The following is a 16270-nucleotide window of genomic DNA, read 5'->3' on the forward strand; positions in this document are numbered from 1 at the left end:
GCAGGATGACCGAAGAAGCACATTCTTCCACTCACCCCCCACTCCCACCCACCACGGAAGATATTCGGATTTCCTGGCTCCGTCTTTTGCGCTCAAGACGTGTTGGCGCGGTGACGTTTCACCGTCTCCTCGCGAAATATGGATCAGCGCAGAACGCGCTATCCGCGTTGCCTGAAATGGCACGCGCCGCTGGCGTAAAAGGGTATGAAATATGCTCTGCCGATGCGGCATTGGCCGAAATCAAGGCCGCAGAAGCCGCCAATGCGCGGCTTTTGTGCTTTGGGGAGGCCGACTATCCATCCTATCTGGCCGCGCTGCGCGACGCCCCGCCCCTCCTCTGGGCGGTGGGGGATCCGGCGCATCTGAACCAGCCCACGATCGCCATTGTCGGCGCGCGGAATGCCTCCTCACTGGGGGTGCGCATGGCCCGCGCTTTGGCCCGGGAGCTGGGCGAAGCCGGGTATTGCATCATCTCGGGGCTGGCCCGCGGCATTGATACTGCCGCCCATATGGCCGCCCTGCGCACCGGAACTTGCGCCGTGATGGCGGGCGGCGTCGATGTGATCTACCCCACCGAAAACACCCGGCTGGCCACGGATATCGCCGATCAGGGCGTGATGATTTCCGAACACCCGATGGGCATGTCGCCCCGTGCGCGGCATTTTCCGGCCCGCAACCGCATCATGCCGGCGCCGCCCAGGCTGTGGTGGTGGTGGAAGGTGCCGCGAAATCGGGGTCACTGATCACTGCGCGCGACGCGCTGGATCTGGGGCGCGATGTGCTGGCGGTGCCCGGACACCCGTTTGATGCCCGTGCTGCGGGCTGCAATATGCTGATCCGCGACGGTGCCCAACTGGTACGCAACGCACAGGATGTGATCGAGGCGCTGCCGCCGGTGGATCTGTCGCACCGCGTGGTGGCCGACCTCTCCGACCGCCCGGTGCCCCCGCCTGAGGCGGCGGCCAGCGCCCGCCTCACGGATCTGCCCCCTCCCCCGCCGGAACAGCGCGATCTGCGCGCAACCGCAGCGCTGCACCAGAGGATCCTCGACCGGCTTGGCCCTGCCCCCACGGCGGAGGATCAGCTGGTCCGCGACCTGGCAGTCACGTCACGCGATCTGGCCCCGGCGCTCACCGATCTGGAGCTCTCAGGCGCCGTCGCCCGCGCGGCGGGTGGCCTCCTGATCCGGGGAGATTTCGACCGGGAGCCACAGGGCGCACCGGCCCCCAAATCCCAGCGCTGATTGACGCAACAGCCCATTGTCATTCGAAGCCGGATTGACAATCTCCCCTTGCACCCCACATGTTGCCCCGCCATAGAGCGCCCGCAGCCCGTCCCATAGAGGTTTACGAATTTATGCCCGTTGTTGTTGTAGAATCCCCAGCTAAAGCCAAGACAATCAACAAATATCTCGGCTCCGACTACACGGTTCTGGCCTCTTACGGACATGTGCGCGACCTGCCTGCAAAAAACGGATCGGTCGAACCCGACGATGATTTTGCAATGACCTGGGAGGTCGGCGCCGACAGCCGCAAACACGTCAAGGCCATCGCCGATGCGCTGAAAGACGACAACGCCCTGATCCTCGCAACTGACCCTGACCGCGAAGGCGAGGCGATCAGCTGGCACCTGCAGGAGGCGCTGACCAAACGCCGCTCGATCAAGAAAGACACACCGGTGAGCCGGGTGACCTTCAACGCCATCACCAAGGAAGCGGTGACCGAGGCGATGAAGAACCCGCGTCAGGTTGATCTGCCGCTGGTGGAGGCCTACCTGGCCCGCCGCGCGCTGGATTATCTCGTCGGTTTCAACCTCTCGCCGGTGCTGTGGCGAAAACTGCCCGGTGCGCGCTCTGCCGGGCGTGTGCAGTCGGTCTGCCTGCGCCTGATTGTTGAGCGTGAGATGGAGATCGAAGCGTTCAATCCGCAGGAATACTGGTCCGTGAAGGCAAGCCTCGCGACACCGCGCGGACAGGAGTTCGAGGCCCGCCTGACGGTTCTCGGCGGTGACAAGCTGGACAAATACGCGCTGGCCAACTCCACCGCGGCAGAGTTGGCGGTGCAGGCCGTTGCCAGCCGGTCCCTGACCGTGCAGTCGGTCGAGGCGAAACCTGCCTCCCGCAATCCATCTGCACCCTTCATGACTTCCACCCTGCAGCAGGAAGCCAGCCGCAAATTCGGCATGGGCGCGAAGCAGTGTATGAACGCCGCACAGCGCCTCTATGAGGCTGGCTACATCACCTATATGCGGACCGATGGCATCGACATGGCGCCAGAGGCCGTGCAGGAGGCGCGCGCCGAAATCGCCAAGCGCTACGGCGCCGAATATGTGCCGGGATCGCCCCGGATCTACAAGAACAAGGCCAAGAATGCGCAAGAGGCGCATGAATGTATCCGCCCCACCGACATGAGCCGCGACGCCAAGAGCCTGAAGGTCTCCGAGGATGACCAGCGCAAGCTTTATGATCTGATCTGGAAGCGGACCCTCGCCTGCCAGATGGAAGGCGCCCGTTTGGAGCGGACGACGGTTGATATCGGCTCTGACGACCGTCAGGTGGTGCTGCGCGCCACCGGTCAGGTGATGTTGTTCGACGGCTTCCTGCGTGTCTACGAAGAAGGCCGCGATGATGTTGTTGACGATGATGACAAGCGCCTGCCGCAGATCATGCAGGGTGAGTCGCTGAAATTCGCGGCATCCCTGGCCGCGCAGGCGGAGAAAGCCGACGCAGGTGGCGCCATTCTGTCAGACGACAAGGCGGTTCTGGGCCTGCAGCACCACACCCAGCCGCCGCCCCGCTTTACCGAAGCGACATTGGTCAAACGCATGGAAGAGCTGGGCATCGGTCGCCCCTCCACCTACGCCTCTGTGATCACCACGATTCAGGACCGCGAATATGTCCGCAAGGACAAGAACCGCCTGTTCCCTGAGGACAAGGGCCGGATCGTCACCATCTTCCTGCTGAACTTCTTTCGCACCTATGTGGGGTATGAATTCACCGCCAATCTGGAAGGTGAGCTGGACGACGTCAGCGCTGCAGCGACCGCGACTACAAGGATCTGTTGAGCCGGTTCTGGCGCGATTTCTCCGCCGCAATCTCTGAGACCTCCGACCTGCGCATCACCGAAGTGCTGGATGTGCTGGATGACGCGCTGGCCCCGCAGCTGTATCCGCCGCGCGAAGATGGCGCCGATCCCCGCATCTGCCCCAAATGCGGCGCCGGTCAGCTGCATCTGAAAACCTCGCGCACCGGTGGGTTTGTCGGCTGCGGCAACTACCCGGAATGCAACTACACCCGCCCCATCTCCGGCGAAGGCGCGGAGGGCTACGAGCGTGTGCTGGGCGAAGATGACGGTGATGAGATCCACCTGAAGTCCGGTCGCTTCGGGCCTTATGTGCAGCGCGGCGAAGCCACGCCCGAGAACAAGAAACCACCGCGCTCCTCGCTGCCCAAACAAGGCAAGGATTTCCTGCCGGGCTGGGGTCCGAATGAGGTCACGCTGGAACAGGCCGTCACCCTGCTGACCCTCCCCCGCGAGATTGGCCAGCACCCCGAGGGCGGCGCGATCCAGGCCAATCTGGGCCGCTTTGGCCCCTATATTGCGCATCAGAAACCCGACGAGGAAAAGCCGGTTTACGTGAACCTCAAGGAAACGCTCGACGTCTTTGAGATCGGCATGAACCGCGCGGTGGAAATGCTGGCGGAGAAGCGCGCCAACCCCGGTCGCGGACGCCGCGCCGCGGCCAAGGCGCTGAAAGAGCTGGGCGATCACCCCGAAAGCGGCGGTGCCATCAGCATCATGGACGGGCGTTACGGGCCTTACGTCAAATGGGAGAAGGTGAACGCCACCCTGCCCAAGGACGTTGAGCCGAAGGATGTCACAGTCGAGATGGCCGTGCAGCTGATCACCGATAAAGCTGGCAAATCCGGCGCCAAGAAGAAGGCTCCGGCAAAGAAGGCCGCCCCGAAAAAGGCCGCCGCCAAAAAGACAGCGGCGAAGAAACCCGCCGCGAAAAAGCCAAGCAGCGAAAAAGAAGGCCGAGACCAGCAGCGACGAGGGGTAACCCGCCCCCCGCTGGCCTCTGGCCGCCTCTCCCAAACTGCTCCCACCCGGTGAACTCCCGCCCGGTCAGCCCCGTCTTGCGACGGGTCTCGACCCGTTGGGCATGGCGCCGCTGCCGCGGCGCGCTGTGCCGCGCCATCCGATACCCTGTGCCCCCGTCCGTAGAAATACGTGTCTTTCTCCGTATCGTTGACTCTGTCCCCGGCGGGCGTCAGAACTTTGCCAACCTGGCTGATGATCATGGGAGATGGATATGAAAAAGGTTTATTCCAACGCTGCCGAGGCGCTGGACGGTGTGCTGCACGATGGCATGTTCATCGCCGCAGGCGGGTTCGGGCTCTGCGGTATTCCGGAACTGCTGCTTGATGCGATCAAGGACGCAGGCACCAAGGATCTGACCTTCGCCTCCAACAACGCGGGCGTTGATGATTTCGGCATCGGCATCCTGCTGCAGACCAAGCAGGTGAAGAAGATGATCTCCTCCTACGTCGGCGAAAACGCGGAATTCATGCGCCAGTATCTCTCCGGTGAGCTGGAGCTGGAGTTCAACCCGCAAGGCACATTGGCCGAACGCATGCGCGCTGGTGGCGCAGGCATTCCCGGCTTCTTCACCAAGACCGGCGTGGGCACCGTCATTGCCGAGGGCAAGATGGAGAAACAGTTCCCCACCGGCGAAAATGGCGCCATGGAAGACTACATCATGGAAGAAGGCATCTTTGCCGATCTCGCCATCGTCAAGGCCTGGAAGGCCGATGAAACCGGCAATCTGGTGTTCCGCAAGACCGCCCGCAATTTCAACGTGCCTGCCGCCACCTGCGGCAAGATCTGCGTTGCGGAAGTCGAGGAAATCGTCCCCGTCGGCAGTCTTGACCCCGATGCGATCCACCTGCCCGGCATCTATGTCCATCGCATCATCCAAGGCGATCACGAGAAACGCATCGAACAGCGCACCACGCGCCCCGCAGCACAGTAAGGAGACCGCGATATGGCATGGGACCGCAATCAAATGGCCGCCCGCGCGGCACAGGAACTGCAGGACGGCTGGTATGTGAACCTCGGCATCGGCATTCCGACGCTGGTCAGCAACCACATCCCCGACGGCGTCAACGTGACGTTGCAGTCCGAAAACGGCATGCTGGGCATGGGCCCTTTCCCGATTGAGGGCAAAGAGGATGCCGACCTGATCAACAGCCGGCAAGCAGACCATCACCGAACTGCCCCAGACCGCCTATTTCGACAGCGCGCAATCCTTCGCGATGATCCGCGGCGGCAAGATCGCCATGGCGATCCTCGGCGCGATGGAAGTCGCCGAAAACGGCGATCTGGCAAACTGGATGATCCCCGGCAAACTGGTTAAGGGCATGGGCGGCGCGATGGATCTGGTCGCAGGCGTCGGCCGCGTGGTGGTGGTCATGGACCACACCAACAAACACGGCGACAGCAAGGTGCTGACAGACTGCACCCTGCCCCTGACCGGCAAAGGCGTGGTGGATCGCATCATCACCAACCTTGGCGTGCTGGATGTGGTCGAGGGCGGTTTGAAGATTGTTGAGACCGCCGAGGGCGTCAGCGAGGATGAGCTGCGCGCCGCAACCCAGGCGACCATCGTCAACTGATCGCCGCAAGGCACCCTCAAAACGACGCGGCCCGCCAGATCATCTGACGGGCCGTTTTTCTGTCACGCACCTGCAAACTGGGCCGGTGGCGTCGCAGTCGGTCGCCCCTGTGGCCGCAAGGAGGACCACAGCGGCAACTCCGCCGCATTCAGCAACTCATACATATGGACGCGTTTGTCGTACCAGTTGACGCTCATCTCCCGGTCCTGCTCAAACACGATAACGCAGTAGTCGTCACCATTCTGATCGCAGCTGTCGCGTCCCAACACGGTGACCAGTACCGGATCAACCAGATGGCGGTTGAACAGCACCTGCGCCTTCACCGTCTTGCCCGACAGATGCAGCGCACCGGCAAACAGCGCCACCGCCACCAGAATATGCCCGTAGCCGGAAAAATTGCCGAGCGGGTTGGCATTCGCCAGCCCCGGCCCGAAGGCCACGAACAGCAAGCGCCCGAAAAAACCAACAAATGCGATGGTGCCGAACATGATAATATTGTCAGTCGCCGCATGCGAACCTGCGGCCAAAGCCGACGGATCAATCCCTAAATCCAATGCCTGTCTCCACAATCACTTCAGGTAGAATATGTTCGCGATAAATCAGCCAAATCGGGCAGAAACATGATCCCGGCGGTGAAACCTTAACAATTTTCGGAAAATCGCGGCGCCATGGGATTTGGCACCCTTCTGGTCTACTTCACCCGGCGAAACACACAGCCATCGGTGATAAGCTCCGGCGGTGTCATACACAGGCTGCGCGCCACCTGAAACGCCGCCAGCACCTTGGGCACGTAATCACGCGTCTCGGCAAAGGGCGGCACGCCCGCATGGCTGCGCACAGAGCCCTCGCCAGCATTGTATCCCGCGAGCACCAGAACCGGATCACGGTTGAACTCTCCCATCAGCCAGTTGAGGTATTTCACCCCGCCCGCGATGTTCTCGCCACTGTCCAGGGCGTCACTGACCCCAAACCGCGCCGCTGTGTCCGGCATCAGCTGCATCAATCCTTGCGCGCCTGCACTGCTGACCGCCTCGGCCTTGCCTGCCGATTCCACGGCAATCACCGCCAGCACCAATGCGGGAGAGACATCAGTCCCCACACTGGCGGTCAGGATCTGTACGCCGCGCGCAGTGGCAATCTCCTGCATCAGTTGCAGCCGGGGCGCCGCCACCGGCGTGTCCCCATCCAGCGCCCGCAGCGCCTTGGCCAGTCGACCGGGACCGCCGTCTGCCAAACTGTCGGAGATCTCTGCCCAGAACCCGGTATAGCGCCCCTTATGCGGTGCGGCAGGCGTGACCGCCTCCGTGGCGGCGGGCGGCGCGGGGATATTGGCGGGCGTCTCGATCTGTATCTTGATCCGCTGTTTGGTGCCGGGTTTGGGCGGGCGTACGCGCTTCGCCTCAAACTTAGGGAAAGGCGCCGGTGCGGCTTTCTCAACCACCTGCGCGCCGCTCTCGTCAGCGCTGGTGGTCCAGATCACAGCCGAGGCCACAAGCGCTGCAGCAGCCCTGCGCGACCAACAGTCCACATGCCCACCGTTGCCCCCAACACCGGGACGCCTGCGCCGACTCGCCGACGCAATGGCCGCCACACGGCCAGAAATGGATCGCCAAAGACTCATGGGGCTGCTCTGCCTCTGTTTTCGCCACCGAGACTCGCCGAAGCGTCGGTAAAAATCCAGATTTGCGGCCCAGATTCTGGCAGATTTGCCATATTTACCAAGATCTGCCGCCCCAGAGCCACGGGTGTTGATAAGAAGTAAAAATAATAACTGTTCAAATTCAATGACTTAACTAGATCATTGGCAAAAAGTTAAAGTAGGGCAAATGAGTCCGCGTTTCAGCCCAAATCCTGCCACGCTCCGCTGGCTATATAGCTTCACACCAAGTCGAACAGAGCCGAGCAGGAGAGAGCAGGCTCACAAACGTACGGCAAGGTTGAAACACACTTTTAGATCCTTTGGAGGGACGAACCATGATCAAATTCATCAAAAACTTCCGTAAAGACGACTCTGGCGCCGTGACCGTTGACTGGGTTGTTCTGACCGCCGCTGTGGCCGCTCTGGCAGGTGTTGTTTACACCTCGATCGAAAACGGCGCGTCGAACCTGACATCCGCGACCGGCTCCTACCTGGGCACCAAAGGTCCGTCCGACTCCTAAGTCGCTTTTGACCTGACGAGTTTGAGGGCCGCGCCTTTTGCCTAAGGTGCGGCCCTTTGCCCAAGGAACCTTCGGTTAGCGAGGTCCAGTATGAACAGGTTCAAGCAATTCATTGCCAAAGACGACGGCGCAGTCACCGTTGACTGGGTGGTTCTGACCGCTGCGATCGTTGGGTTGGTTGTGCTCATCGCCGCCTCTATGGAGGATGGCGCATTGGGACTGGCCGACCTGCTGGCAGCCTATATGACCAATTGGTCGTTTAGCTGATCGGGGCGCGGCAACGCGTCTTGTCCGCCGGTGGCGAATGGCATCGGCGGCAGCACTGGGACAGAACGCCCGGTTCAGGCAACGGTTTGACCGACCCAGGCACCGGTGTTGCACCCGCAACTCCGGCAGCCCTTGATGAGAGGTACCACCATGCGTGCAGTATTCGGACTTGTCCTCATTGTCGGAGTCGCCCTTGCTGGGGGGGCTGTGATGATGGCCAAGAACTATATCACCGCTTACCAAAACGAACTCGCCCGTGAGCGCGCCTCGCGGGGAGAGAATATTCCGTTGGTCGATGTCTTTATCGCCAACACGCAACTGAAATACGGCGAACGGCTGACCAAGGAGCATATCCGCACCGTTCGCTGGCCCGAAAACGCCATTCCCGAAGGCGCCTTCCTGACCATGGACGCGCTGTTCCCGCCGCAATACCCCGATGATCATCGCGTGGTGCTGCGCCGCATGGAAAAGGATGAGGCGATTCTGGCGGTCAAGGTCACCAAACCCGGTGAAGACGCGGGCATCACCTCCCGCCTGTCCAAAGGCATGCGCGCCTTTGCGATCCGGGTTGATGTCTCCTCCGGCGTGTCCGGTTTTCTGCGCCCCGGTGACCACGTGGACGTCTATTGGACTGGCTCGCTCAATGATCAGAATGGTGGCCGGAATGGCGAATTCACCCGTCTGATCCAGACCAATATCGAACTGATCGCCGTGGATCAGACCGCCGGTGGCGATCTGGATGGCGCCGTGATCGCGCGCACCGTGACTGCCGCCGTGCGCCCCGAACAGGTTGCCGCACTGGCGCAGGCGCAATCCACCGGTCGACTGTCGCTGTCACTTGTGGGCGCGGGCGATGACACCGTCGCCTCGGTGATTGAGGTCGATCAGCGTAGCCTGCTGGGTCTCGGCGCGATCGAGGCACCGCAACAGGCCGAACAGGAAAAGGTCTGCACCATCCGCACCCGTCGCGGCGCTGAGGTGGTCGAGATCCCGATTCCCTGCACCAACTGATCCCCAAGCGCGCATTCCTGCAAAGGTTTCAGGTGGATAACATATCAAACACCGTCCCTCCGTGGGCGGTGTTTTTATGTGATTGTTGCCGACACCCCACAGGTCAGCCACTGTAGCTGCACGCCGGAAGCCTTTGATTCTTGCAAAAATTCGCCGATGCGCGCAGAGTGGCGCAAACAATGGGCAAAAAGACCCTGTATTGAGGCGTGATCGGAAAGGCAGGTCACATGGCTTTTAGACGGTATGTTGCGGCGGCCCTGACGGGGCTATCGCTGGTGTGTTTCCCGGTTGCAGATGCAGCCTGGGCAAATGGGTTGCGCGTGGTCAAAAAAGGCACCGCCGCCAATCTTGAGGTGCCGATGAACCGGGCGGTGGTGGTCGAAAGCGACGTGCCCTTCTCCGAACTCAGCATCGCCAACCCCAGCATCGCCGATATTTCCTCGCTGTCGGATCGCACGATCTACGTTCTGGGCAAGGCGCCGGGTCTCACCACCCTGACCCTGCTGGATGCCTCCGGTCGCCTGATCACCAACGTCGATGTCCGCGTGGCCGCCGATGTCAGCGAATTCAAGGAACGTCTGCGGCAGATCCTGCCCGGCGAAAAAATCGAAGTCCGCACCGCCAACGATGGCATCGTCCTGTCCGGCGTCGTGTCCAGCTCTGCCCGGTTGCAGCGGGCGCTGGATCTGGCCGAACGCTATGCGCCTGAGCGGGTTAGCAACCTGATGTCGGTCGGCGGCGTGCAGCAGGTCATGCTGAAGGTGCGTTTTGCCGAAATGCAGCGCACCGTTTCCAAATCCCTCAGCGCCTCGCTCGGCGTGAAGGGCGGCAATAGCGTTGGCGTCAACGGTGGTACCAGCACCCTCAACACCCAAGGCGCGCTGACCAACAGCCTGTCCGGCAACATTCCGGCGGCCAATGACAACACCGGCGCCTTTGTCTTCGGCTTCAATGCCGGTGCCTTCCAGGTCAATCTCCTGCTGGAGGCGCTGGAGCAGAAAGGCGTCGTCCGCACCCTGGCAGAGCCCAATCTCTCCGCCCTCTCGGGACAGGAGGCCAAATTCCTCGTGCGGCGGTGAATATCCCATTCCCGTCGCCCAGGAAGACGGTGTCATTACAATTGAATTCAAACCCTTCGGGATTGAGCTGAACTTCATCCCCCGCGTGGTCGATGCGGATGTGATCAATCTCGAAATGAAGGCCGCTGTCTCCGCCATCGATCCCACCAATTCGATTGAGCTGAACGGCCTCAGCATCGCAGCCTTCTCGCGCCGGGAAAGCGTTACAACAGTGGAAATGCGCGATGGTGAGAGCTTTGCCATTGCCGGTCTGATCCGCGATGAATTCCGCGACAATTCCTCGCAGCTGCCCTGGATTGGCGATGTCCCTGTGCTCGGCTCGCTCTTCCGCAGCGCCAACTACCAGCGCGCGCAGACCGAACTGGTGATCATCGTCAGCGCCCATCTGGTAACCCCGACACGCGGCGAGGCGCTGAGCCTGCCGACCGATCGTATCCGCCCGCCAAGTGAGAGTGAATTGTTCCTGATGGGTCGGGTGGCCAAAGGCCAGAAAGGCCCCGCCAGCGAAGTGGCCAAGCAGGACTTCAATGGCTCTTACGGCTATGTGATGGATTAAGCAGAGGGATATGGGGCAGATGATCAGATATGCAGCACTCTTTGGCCTGTCCCTGACAGTGGCCGCCTGTGAATATGAGGCGGGCGAACCGCTGGACCGTTCGGTCTTTGGCAATGCCACCAATTCCAACGCCGCCATGATGGCCGGAGAACGCGATTTCGCAATCCAGCTCGCCACCCGCTTTGCCGAAGAGGTGCCGACCACCATCACCTTCGCCTTTGACAGTGCCCAGCTTGATGGCAATGCCCGCGCGGTGCTGGATCAGCAGGCCCATTGGATCCGGCAATTCCCCGAGGTGCGATTCCGTGTCTTTGGTCATACCGATGCCGTCGGCTCCGCCAGCTACAACAAGGCCCTTGGCCTGCGCCGCGCGCGCGCAGCTGTGAACTACCTCGTCGGGCGCGGCATCAGCCGCAGCCGATTGCAGGCCGTGGTCTCCTTCGGCGAGACACAGCCTCTGATTCCGACCTCAGACCGCGAGCGTCGCAACCGCCGCACCGTCACTGAGGTCAGCGGCTTCCTGAAGCGCCATCCCACTGTTCTGGATGGAAAATACGCGCAGATTATCTACCGTGAGTACATCGAAAGCGCGGTGCCACGGACCTCGCTCACCAGTGAGCGGTCGATCAAAACCACCCTGGAATAAGCACGGCAGGACAGGGTTGCCTGCGGTTAACCCTGTTCAGGCTTTGTTAGGAATTCCCCACAAATGGGCGGCCTTGGCCCCAATCTCGCCCAGATCTTCCCCGACATTGTTCTCAAGAGGTAATGTGCGTCCATCAATCGGATGCACGTGCTAGCGTGCTCCGGCCAAGATGGCGCGACACGCCCCGAGAGAAGGATAACGGTGATGAGCAGCGGTATGCCGCAGACAGAAGCGAATGCGATTGTTGCCTGTACGATCAGTCGGGACGTGCAGAACTTCGACCTGCTGATCGAAGACATGGAAGCAACCATGGGCGAGATCCTGGGGCGACCTCGGCTTCACCGAGGCGCTGGCCTTCTTCAATCAAAGCGAAGCCGAAGCGCTGGAATTTGTCGCCCTCGCCCTGGACAGCGGCGACGAGGACAACCTGCCGCTGATGGGCACCATCATCACCGAGGCAAAGGCCCGCAATATCAAGGTGATCCTGATCGCCGAGGATGTGACCCCCGCCGCGCTGCACAACTTGCTGCGTCAGGGCGCCGATGAATTCATCCCCTACCCTCTGCCGGAAGGGGAGCTGCAGGCCGCAATTGAGCGCCTGCGCCTGGCGGAGGCCGAGCGCACCGCCGAACCCCAGCACGCGCTGAAGACCGGCAGTCAGCGCGATGGCGCCGTCATCGTCTGTCATGGTCTGGCCGGCGGCAGCGGCTCAACCACTCTGGCCGTCAACCTCGCCTGGGAGCTGGCGCAGCTGTCGACCAGCGAGACACCGCGCGTCTGCCTCCTCGACTTCGATCTGCAATATGGCTCGGTCGCAACCTACCTCGACCTGCCGCGCCGCGAAGTTGTGATGGAGATGCTCAGCGACACCGAAAACCTCGACGAAGATGTCTTTGGTCAGGCGCTGGTCACCTATGAGGACAAGCTGCAGGTGCTGACCGCACCGGTGGATATGATCCCGCTGGAGTTCATCACCCCCGAAGATATCGAACGGGTGGTGACGCTGGCGCGCAGCCACTTCGATTTTGTGGTCATCGACATGCCCCACACGTTGGTGCAGTGGTCAGAGACCATACTCAATATGGCGCATGTCTATTTCTCCATGGTGGAGCTGGACATGCGATCGGCGCAGAACGCGCTGCGCCTGAAACGGGCGCTGCAATCCGAGGACCTGCCGTTTGAAAAACTGCGGTTTGCGCTGAACCGGGCTCCGAAATTCACGGACCTGAGTGGCAAGAGCCGCGTGAAACGCATGGCGGAATCCTTGGGCATTTCCATCGACCTGCAACTGCCCGATGGCGGCAAGCAGGTGGCGCAGAGCTCTGATCATGGCAATCCACTGGCCAGTTCAGCGGCCAAAAACCCACTGCGCAAGGAAATTCTGAAACTGGCCCAATCGCTGCATGACCTCGGTCAAAGCGACGCTGCGGCGGCCTGAACCCAGATTTAACCAGGGGCGTTCTTTCCATGTTCTCCAAGTACAAAAAACAGTCTGCCACGCCGCGCGCTGCCGCGCAGTCGGCCCCTGCGGCCGCACCTGCGCCGCAAAAGGCCCCCGCCCCGGCCGCCAACATGCGCAAACCCATGGCCCGCAAGGCGGCTGAGGCAACCCCGGCGGACAAGGAACGCAAACGCAAGGAGCGGATGGGCGAGATCAAGATCCAGCTGCACCGCGAACTGCTGGACAACCTCAACCTCGCCGCGCTGGAACGTGCCAGCGAGGCTGAGCTGCGCGCCGAGATTTCCTCTATCGCCACCGAGATCCTTGAGGAAAAAGGCATCGTTCTCAACCGTGAGGACCGCCAGACCCTGACCAAGGAACTCTATGACGAGGTCACCGGCCTTGGCCCACTGGAAACCCTGCTTCAGGACGACACCGTCAACGATATTCTGGTCAACGGCCCGCAGCAGGTCTTTGTCGAGCGCGATGGCAAACTCCAGCTCAGCGATGTGACCTTCAAGGATGAAAAGCACCTGATGCGGATCATCGACAAGATCGTCTCCGCCGTGGGGCGCCGTGTCGATGAAAGCAACCCTTACGTGGACGCCCGTCTTGCTGACGGCTCGCGTTTCAACGCGATGGTGCCGCCGGTGGCCGTGGATGGCTCGCTGGTCTCAATCCGTAAATTCAAGAAGGACAAGCTGGGCATTGACGATCTGGTCAACTTCGGCGCCTTCACCGAGGAAATGGCCGCCTATCTTCAGGCCGCTGTCTCCACCCGTCTCAATGTCATCGTCTCCGGCGGTACCGGCTCCGGTAAAACCACCACGCTCAACGCGCTGTCATCCTTCATCGACAATGCCGAACGCATCCTCACCATCGAGGATACCGCGGAACTTCAGCTGCAACAGACCCATGTGGGCCGGATGGAAAGCCGCCCGCCCAACGTCGAGGGTCGCGGTGAGGTCTCGCCCCGCGACTGTCTCAAAAACGCCCTGCGGATGCGCCCGGACCGGATCATCGTGGGCGAAACCCGCGGCGAGGAAGTCATCGACATGTTGCAGGCGATGAACACCGGCCACGACGGGTCCATGACCACGATCCACGCCAACTCTGCCCGCGACGGCATTTCGCGTCTGGAAAACATGATCGCCATGGCCGGCATCGAAATGCCGATCAAGGCGGTGCGCAGCCAGATCGCCTCAGCGGTCAACATCATCGTGCAGGCCTCGCGTCTGCAGGACGGCTCCCGCCGCATGACCTCCATCACCGAAATCACCGGTATGGAAGGCGATGTGATCTCCATGCAGGAAATCTTCCGCTTCCAGCGCGTCGGCCTCACACCGGAGAACAAGATCATCGGCCATTTCACCGCCACCGGCGTGCGCAGCCACTACTCCGAGCGGTTCCGCCTCTGGGGGTACGACCTGCCGTCGGCGATCTATGAACCCACCGTGATGGAGGCCCGCTGATGCAACTGAGTGCAGAACCAATCATCTATGGTCTGATCTTCATCGGCGTTCTGGTGCTGGTCGAAGGTCTCTATCTGGTGACATTTGGCAAATCCATCAGCCTCAACAGCCGCGTCAACCGCCGCCTGGAGATGATGGACAAGGGCGGCAACCGCGAACAGGTGCTGGAACAGCTGCGCAAGGAAATGCGCCAGCATATGAGCGCCAAGTCGATCCCGCTCTATTCTCTGCTGGCTGAACGCGCACAGAAGGCAGCCATCGCATTCTCACCGCGCCAGCTGATCCTGATCATGGGCGGCGTAGCGGCCATCGCCTTCGTTGGCCTCAGCGTCGGCACCAGCGCCGAACTGCCGCTGCGCCTGCTGGCCTCGGTCATTATCGGCGTCGGCGCCGTGTTCTTCTGGGTCAACAAAAAAGCCGCCAAACGCATGGCCATGATCGAAGAGCAGCTGCCCGATGCCGTCGAACTGATGGTGCGCTCCCTGCGCGTTGGTCATCCGTTTTCCTCCGCCGTGCAGATCGTCGCCAATGAGGTCGACGACCCGCTGGCCACCGAATTTGGCGTCATCGCCGACGAAAGCGCCTATGGCCGCGATGTCGGCGAAGCGCTGAAGGAAATGGCCGAACGGTTGGACATGCAGGACATGCGCTTCCTCGCCGTGGCCGTGACCATCCAGCAGCAATCGGGCGGTAACCTCGCCGAGGTGCTGGCCGGTCTGGCCAAGGTGATCCGCGCCCGCTTCCGCCTGTTCCGCCGTGTGAAAGCCATCACCGCCGAGGCGCAGTGGTCCGGAAAGTTCCTCTCTGGCTTCCCGCTGTTCTGTCTGGGCGGCATTCTGGCCAAGGATCCGGGCTATTATGACAGCGTGATCGACCACCCTTGGTTCATCCCCGCCTGTTTCGTCGTTGGCGCCATGCTGACCGTCAATCTCTTCGTCATGCGCATGCTGACGAACATCAAGGTGTGAGGCGAAATCCATGACATCCCTGAGTGATATCAACGACCTGCTGGTGACACACCTCGGCCCCTTCGGCCCACTTCTGGTGGTTGGGCTGATCGGCCTCTTCATGATCCTGCTGGCGATCCCGCTGCTGCTGAACCAGCCCGAGGATCCGCTGAAAAAGCTGCAGAAAAGCATGTCGGCCAGCACCCAGACCAAACCCAAGAAGGAACGCCTGCGGCAGGCCGATCGCAACGAACAGCTGCAGAAATTCGCCTCCTTTCTGGAACCACAGGACGCCGCCGAACTCTCCAAGATGGAGCTGAAGCTGCGGCAGGCTGGCTACCAGTCCAAGGATTCGGTGCGTTTCTTCCACTTTGCGCAATTCGCCCTGGGGCTGATCGGCCTCGCGTTGGGTCTGTTCTATGTCTACGTGCTGAACGCCGATATGGAGTATGACAGCCAGCAGATGGTGATCCGCATCATTGGCCCCGGTGCTGCCGCCTATATGCTGCCGAAATACTGGATCACCCGCCGCATCGAAGAGCGCAAGCAGGAGATCACCTCCGGGTTTCCCGACGCGCTCGACATGATGCTGGTCTGTGTTGAGGCTTAGCCAGTCGCTGGATCAGGCCATCGTGCGCGTCGCCAAGGAACTCCATGCCTCCTACCCTGCTCTGGCGGAGGAATTCGACGTCGTCGCCCAGGAGATGAAAGCCGGTAAGGACAAAGACAAGGTCATGCGCGACATGGGCACCCGTTGCGGCGTGCAGGATGTCTCCTCCTTTGTCACCGTGATGATCCAATCGGCCACCTTCGGCACCTCGATTGCCGAGGCACTGCGGGTCTATGCCGGGGAAATGCGGGACAAACGGGTGATGCGCGCCGAAGAGGCCGCAAACAAGTTGCCAACCAAAATGACCCTTGCCACAATGACCCTCACGGTGCCGCCGCTGCTGATCATTCTGGTCGGACCTTCGGCGCAGGGCATCGCCAATCTGGGCAATATGAGCAAATAAC

The 16270-nt window shown here is 61.3% G+C and carries 9 protein-coding genes and 6 pseudogenes; 13 read left to right on the forward strand and 2 right to left on the reverse strand.

Annotated elements, in window-relative coordinates; all coding sequences use genetic code 11:
• Positions 1-5: 5 nt before the first annotated feature.
• From dprA to L0Z65_RS10495, 4 genes and pseudogenes are all read left to right on the forward strand, one after another.
• A pseudogene (gene dprA / locus L0Z65_RS10480) lies at positions 6-1243 on the forward strand (DNA-processing protein DprA).
• Between the two features lie 113 nt (positions 1244-1356).
• A pseudogene (gene topA, locus L0Z65_RS10485) lies at positions 1357-4115 on the forward strand (type I DNA topoisomerase).
• Between the two features lie 199 nt (positions 4116-4314).
• Positions 4315-5034 (forward strand): CoA transferase subunit A, encoded by a 720-nt coding sequence (locus L0Z65_RS10490; RefSeq protein ID WP_040172528.1) that lies wholly within the window; start codon positions 4315-4317, stop codon positions 5032-5034.
• Positions 5035-5046: 12 nt separating this feature from the next.
• A pseudogene (locus tag L0Z65_RS10495) lies at positions 5047-5677 on the forward strand (3-oxoacid CoA-transferase subunit B).
• A gap of 62 nt (positions 5678-5739) precedes the next feature.
• Here L0Z65_RS10495 and L0Z65_RS10500 read toward each other — a convergent pair.
• Together L0Z65_RS10500 and L0Z65_RS10505 are read right to left on the reverse strand one after the other, a co-directional pair.
• The gene (locus L0Z65_RS10500) at positions 5740-6231 is read right to left on the reverse strand and encodes a hypothetical protein (protein ID WP_405107391.1); all 492 of its coding nucleotides are present in this window, start codon (positions 6229-6231) and stop codon (positions 5740-5742) included.
• 137 nt (positions 6232-6368) lie between these two features.
• On the reverse strand, positions 6369-7298 hold the full coding sequence (locus L0Z65_RS10505) for a lytic transglycosylase domain-containing protein (protein ID WP_405107394.1): 930 nt from the start codon (positions 7296-7298) through the stop codon (positions 6369-6371).
• A gap of 353 nt (positions 7299-7651) precedes the next feature.
• Here L0Z65_RS10505 and L0Z65_RS10510 point away from each other — a divergent pair, with 353 nt between their 5' ends.
• The 9 genes and pseudogenes from L0Z65_RS10510 to L0Z65_RS10550 all read left to right on the forward strand — a co-directional run bounded on the left by L0Z65_RS10510 (position 7652) and on the right by L0Z65_RS10550 (position 16269).
• Positions 7652-7837 carry a hypothetical protein gene (locus L0Z65_RS10510; RefSeq protein ID WP_014873714.1) on the forward strand — a complete coding sequence of 62 codons (186 nt, stop codon included), beginning with the start codon at positions 7652-7654 and terminating at the stop codon, positions 7835-7837.
• 90 nt (positions 7838-7927) lie between these two features.
• On the forward strand, positions 7928-8104 hold the full coding sequence (locus L0Z65_RS10515; protein WP_014873713.1) for a hypothetical protein: 177 nt from the start codon (positions 7928-7930) through the stop codon (positions 8102-8104).
• 150 nt (positions 8105-8254) lie between these two features.
• The gene (gene cpaB, locus L0Z65_RS10520; protein ID WP_405107398.1) at positions 8255-9115 is read left to right on the forward strand and encodes a Flp pilus assembly protein CpaB; all 861 of its coding nucleotides are present in this window, start codon (positions 8255-8257) and stop codon (positions 9113-9115) included.
• A 227-nt stretch (positions 9116-9342) separates the two neighbouring features.
• Positions 9343-10750 (forward strand): annotated as a pseudogene (locus L0Z65_RS10525) (type II and III secretion system protein family protein).
• 19 nt (positions 10751-10769) lie between these two features.
• Positions 10770-11396: an OmpA family protein gene (locus tag L0Z65_RS10530; RefSeq protein WP_405107401.1), complete on the forward strand. Its 627-nt coding sequence runs from the start codon at positions 10770-10772 to the stop codon at positions 11394-11396.
• Between the two features lie 204 nt (positions 11397-11600).
• Positions 11601-12834 (forward strand): annotated as a pseudogene (locus L0Z65_RS10535) (CpaE family protein).
• Positions 12835-12863: 29 nt separating this feature from the next.
• The gene (locus L0Z65_RS10540; RefSeq protein WP_405107403.1) at positions 12864-14309 is read left to right on the forward strand and encodes a CpaF family protein; all 1446 of its coding nucleotides are present in this window, start codon (positions 12864-12866) and stop codon (positions 14307-14309) included.
• Positions 14309-15277: a type II secretion system F family protein gene (locus L0Z65_RS10545; protein WP_405107406.1), complete on the forward strand. Its 969-nt coding sequence runs from the start codon at positions 14309-14311 to the stop codon at positions 15275-15277. The genes L0Z65_RS10540 and L0Z65_RS10545 overlap by 1 nt, the downstream gene beginning before the upstream one ends.
• Positions 15278-15287: 10 nt before the next feature.
• Positions 15288-16269 (forward strand): annotated as a pseudogene (locus L0Z65_RS10550) (type II secretion system F family protein).
• Position 16270 lies beyond the last annotated feature (1 nt).

Source organism: Phaeobacter sp. BS52 (genome assembly GCF_045040595.1).
In the GTDB taxonomy this organism is placed as follows: domain Bacteria; phylum Pseudomonadota; class Alphaproteobacteria; order Rhodobacterales; family Rhodobacteraceae; genus Phaeobacter; species Phaeobacter piscinae.

Bases quoted from the DNA above. Each gene is read 5' to 3' on its own strand.
- L0Z65_RS10545 (WP_405107406.1), top strand. From the start codon at position 14,309: ATGCAACTGAGTGCAGAACCAATCATCTATGGTCTGATCTTCATCGGC.
- L0Z65_RS10515 (WP_014873713.1), top strand. From the start codon at position 7,928: ATGAACAGGTTCAAGCAATTCATTGCCAAAGACGACGGCGCAGTCACC.
- L0Z65_RS10530 (WP_405107401.1), top strand. From the start codon at position 10,770: ATGATCAGATATGCAGCACTCTTTGGCCTGTCCCTGACAGTGGCCGCC.
- L0Z65_RS10505 (WP_405107394.1), bottom strand. From the start codon at position 7,298: ATGAGTCTTTGGCGATCCATTTCTGGCCGTGTGGCGGCCATTGCGTCG.
- cpaB (WP_405107398.1), top strand. From the start codon at position 8,255: ATGCGTGCAGTATTCGGACTTGTCCTCATTGTCGGAGTCGCCCTTGCT.
- L0Z65_RS10510 (WP_014873714.1), top strand. From the start codon at position 7,652: ATGATCAAATTCATCAAAAACTTCCGTAAAGACGACTCTGGCGCCGTG.
- L0Z65_RS10540 (WP_405107403.1), top strand. From the start codon at position 12,864: ATGTTCTCCAAGTACAAAAAACAGTCTGCCACGCCGCGCGCTGCCGCG.
- L0Z65_RS10490 (WP_040172528.1), top strand. From the start codon at position 4,315: ATGAAAAAGGTTTATTCCAACGCTGCCGAGGCGCTGGACGGTGTGCTG.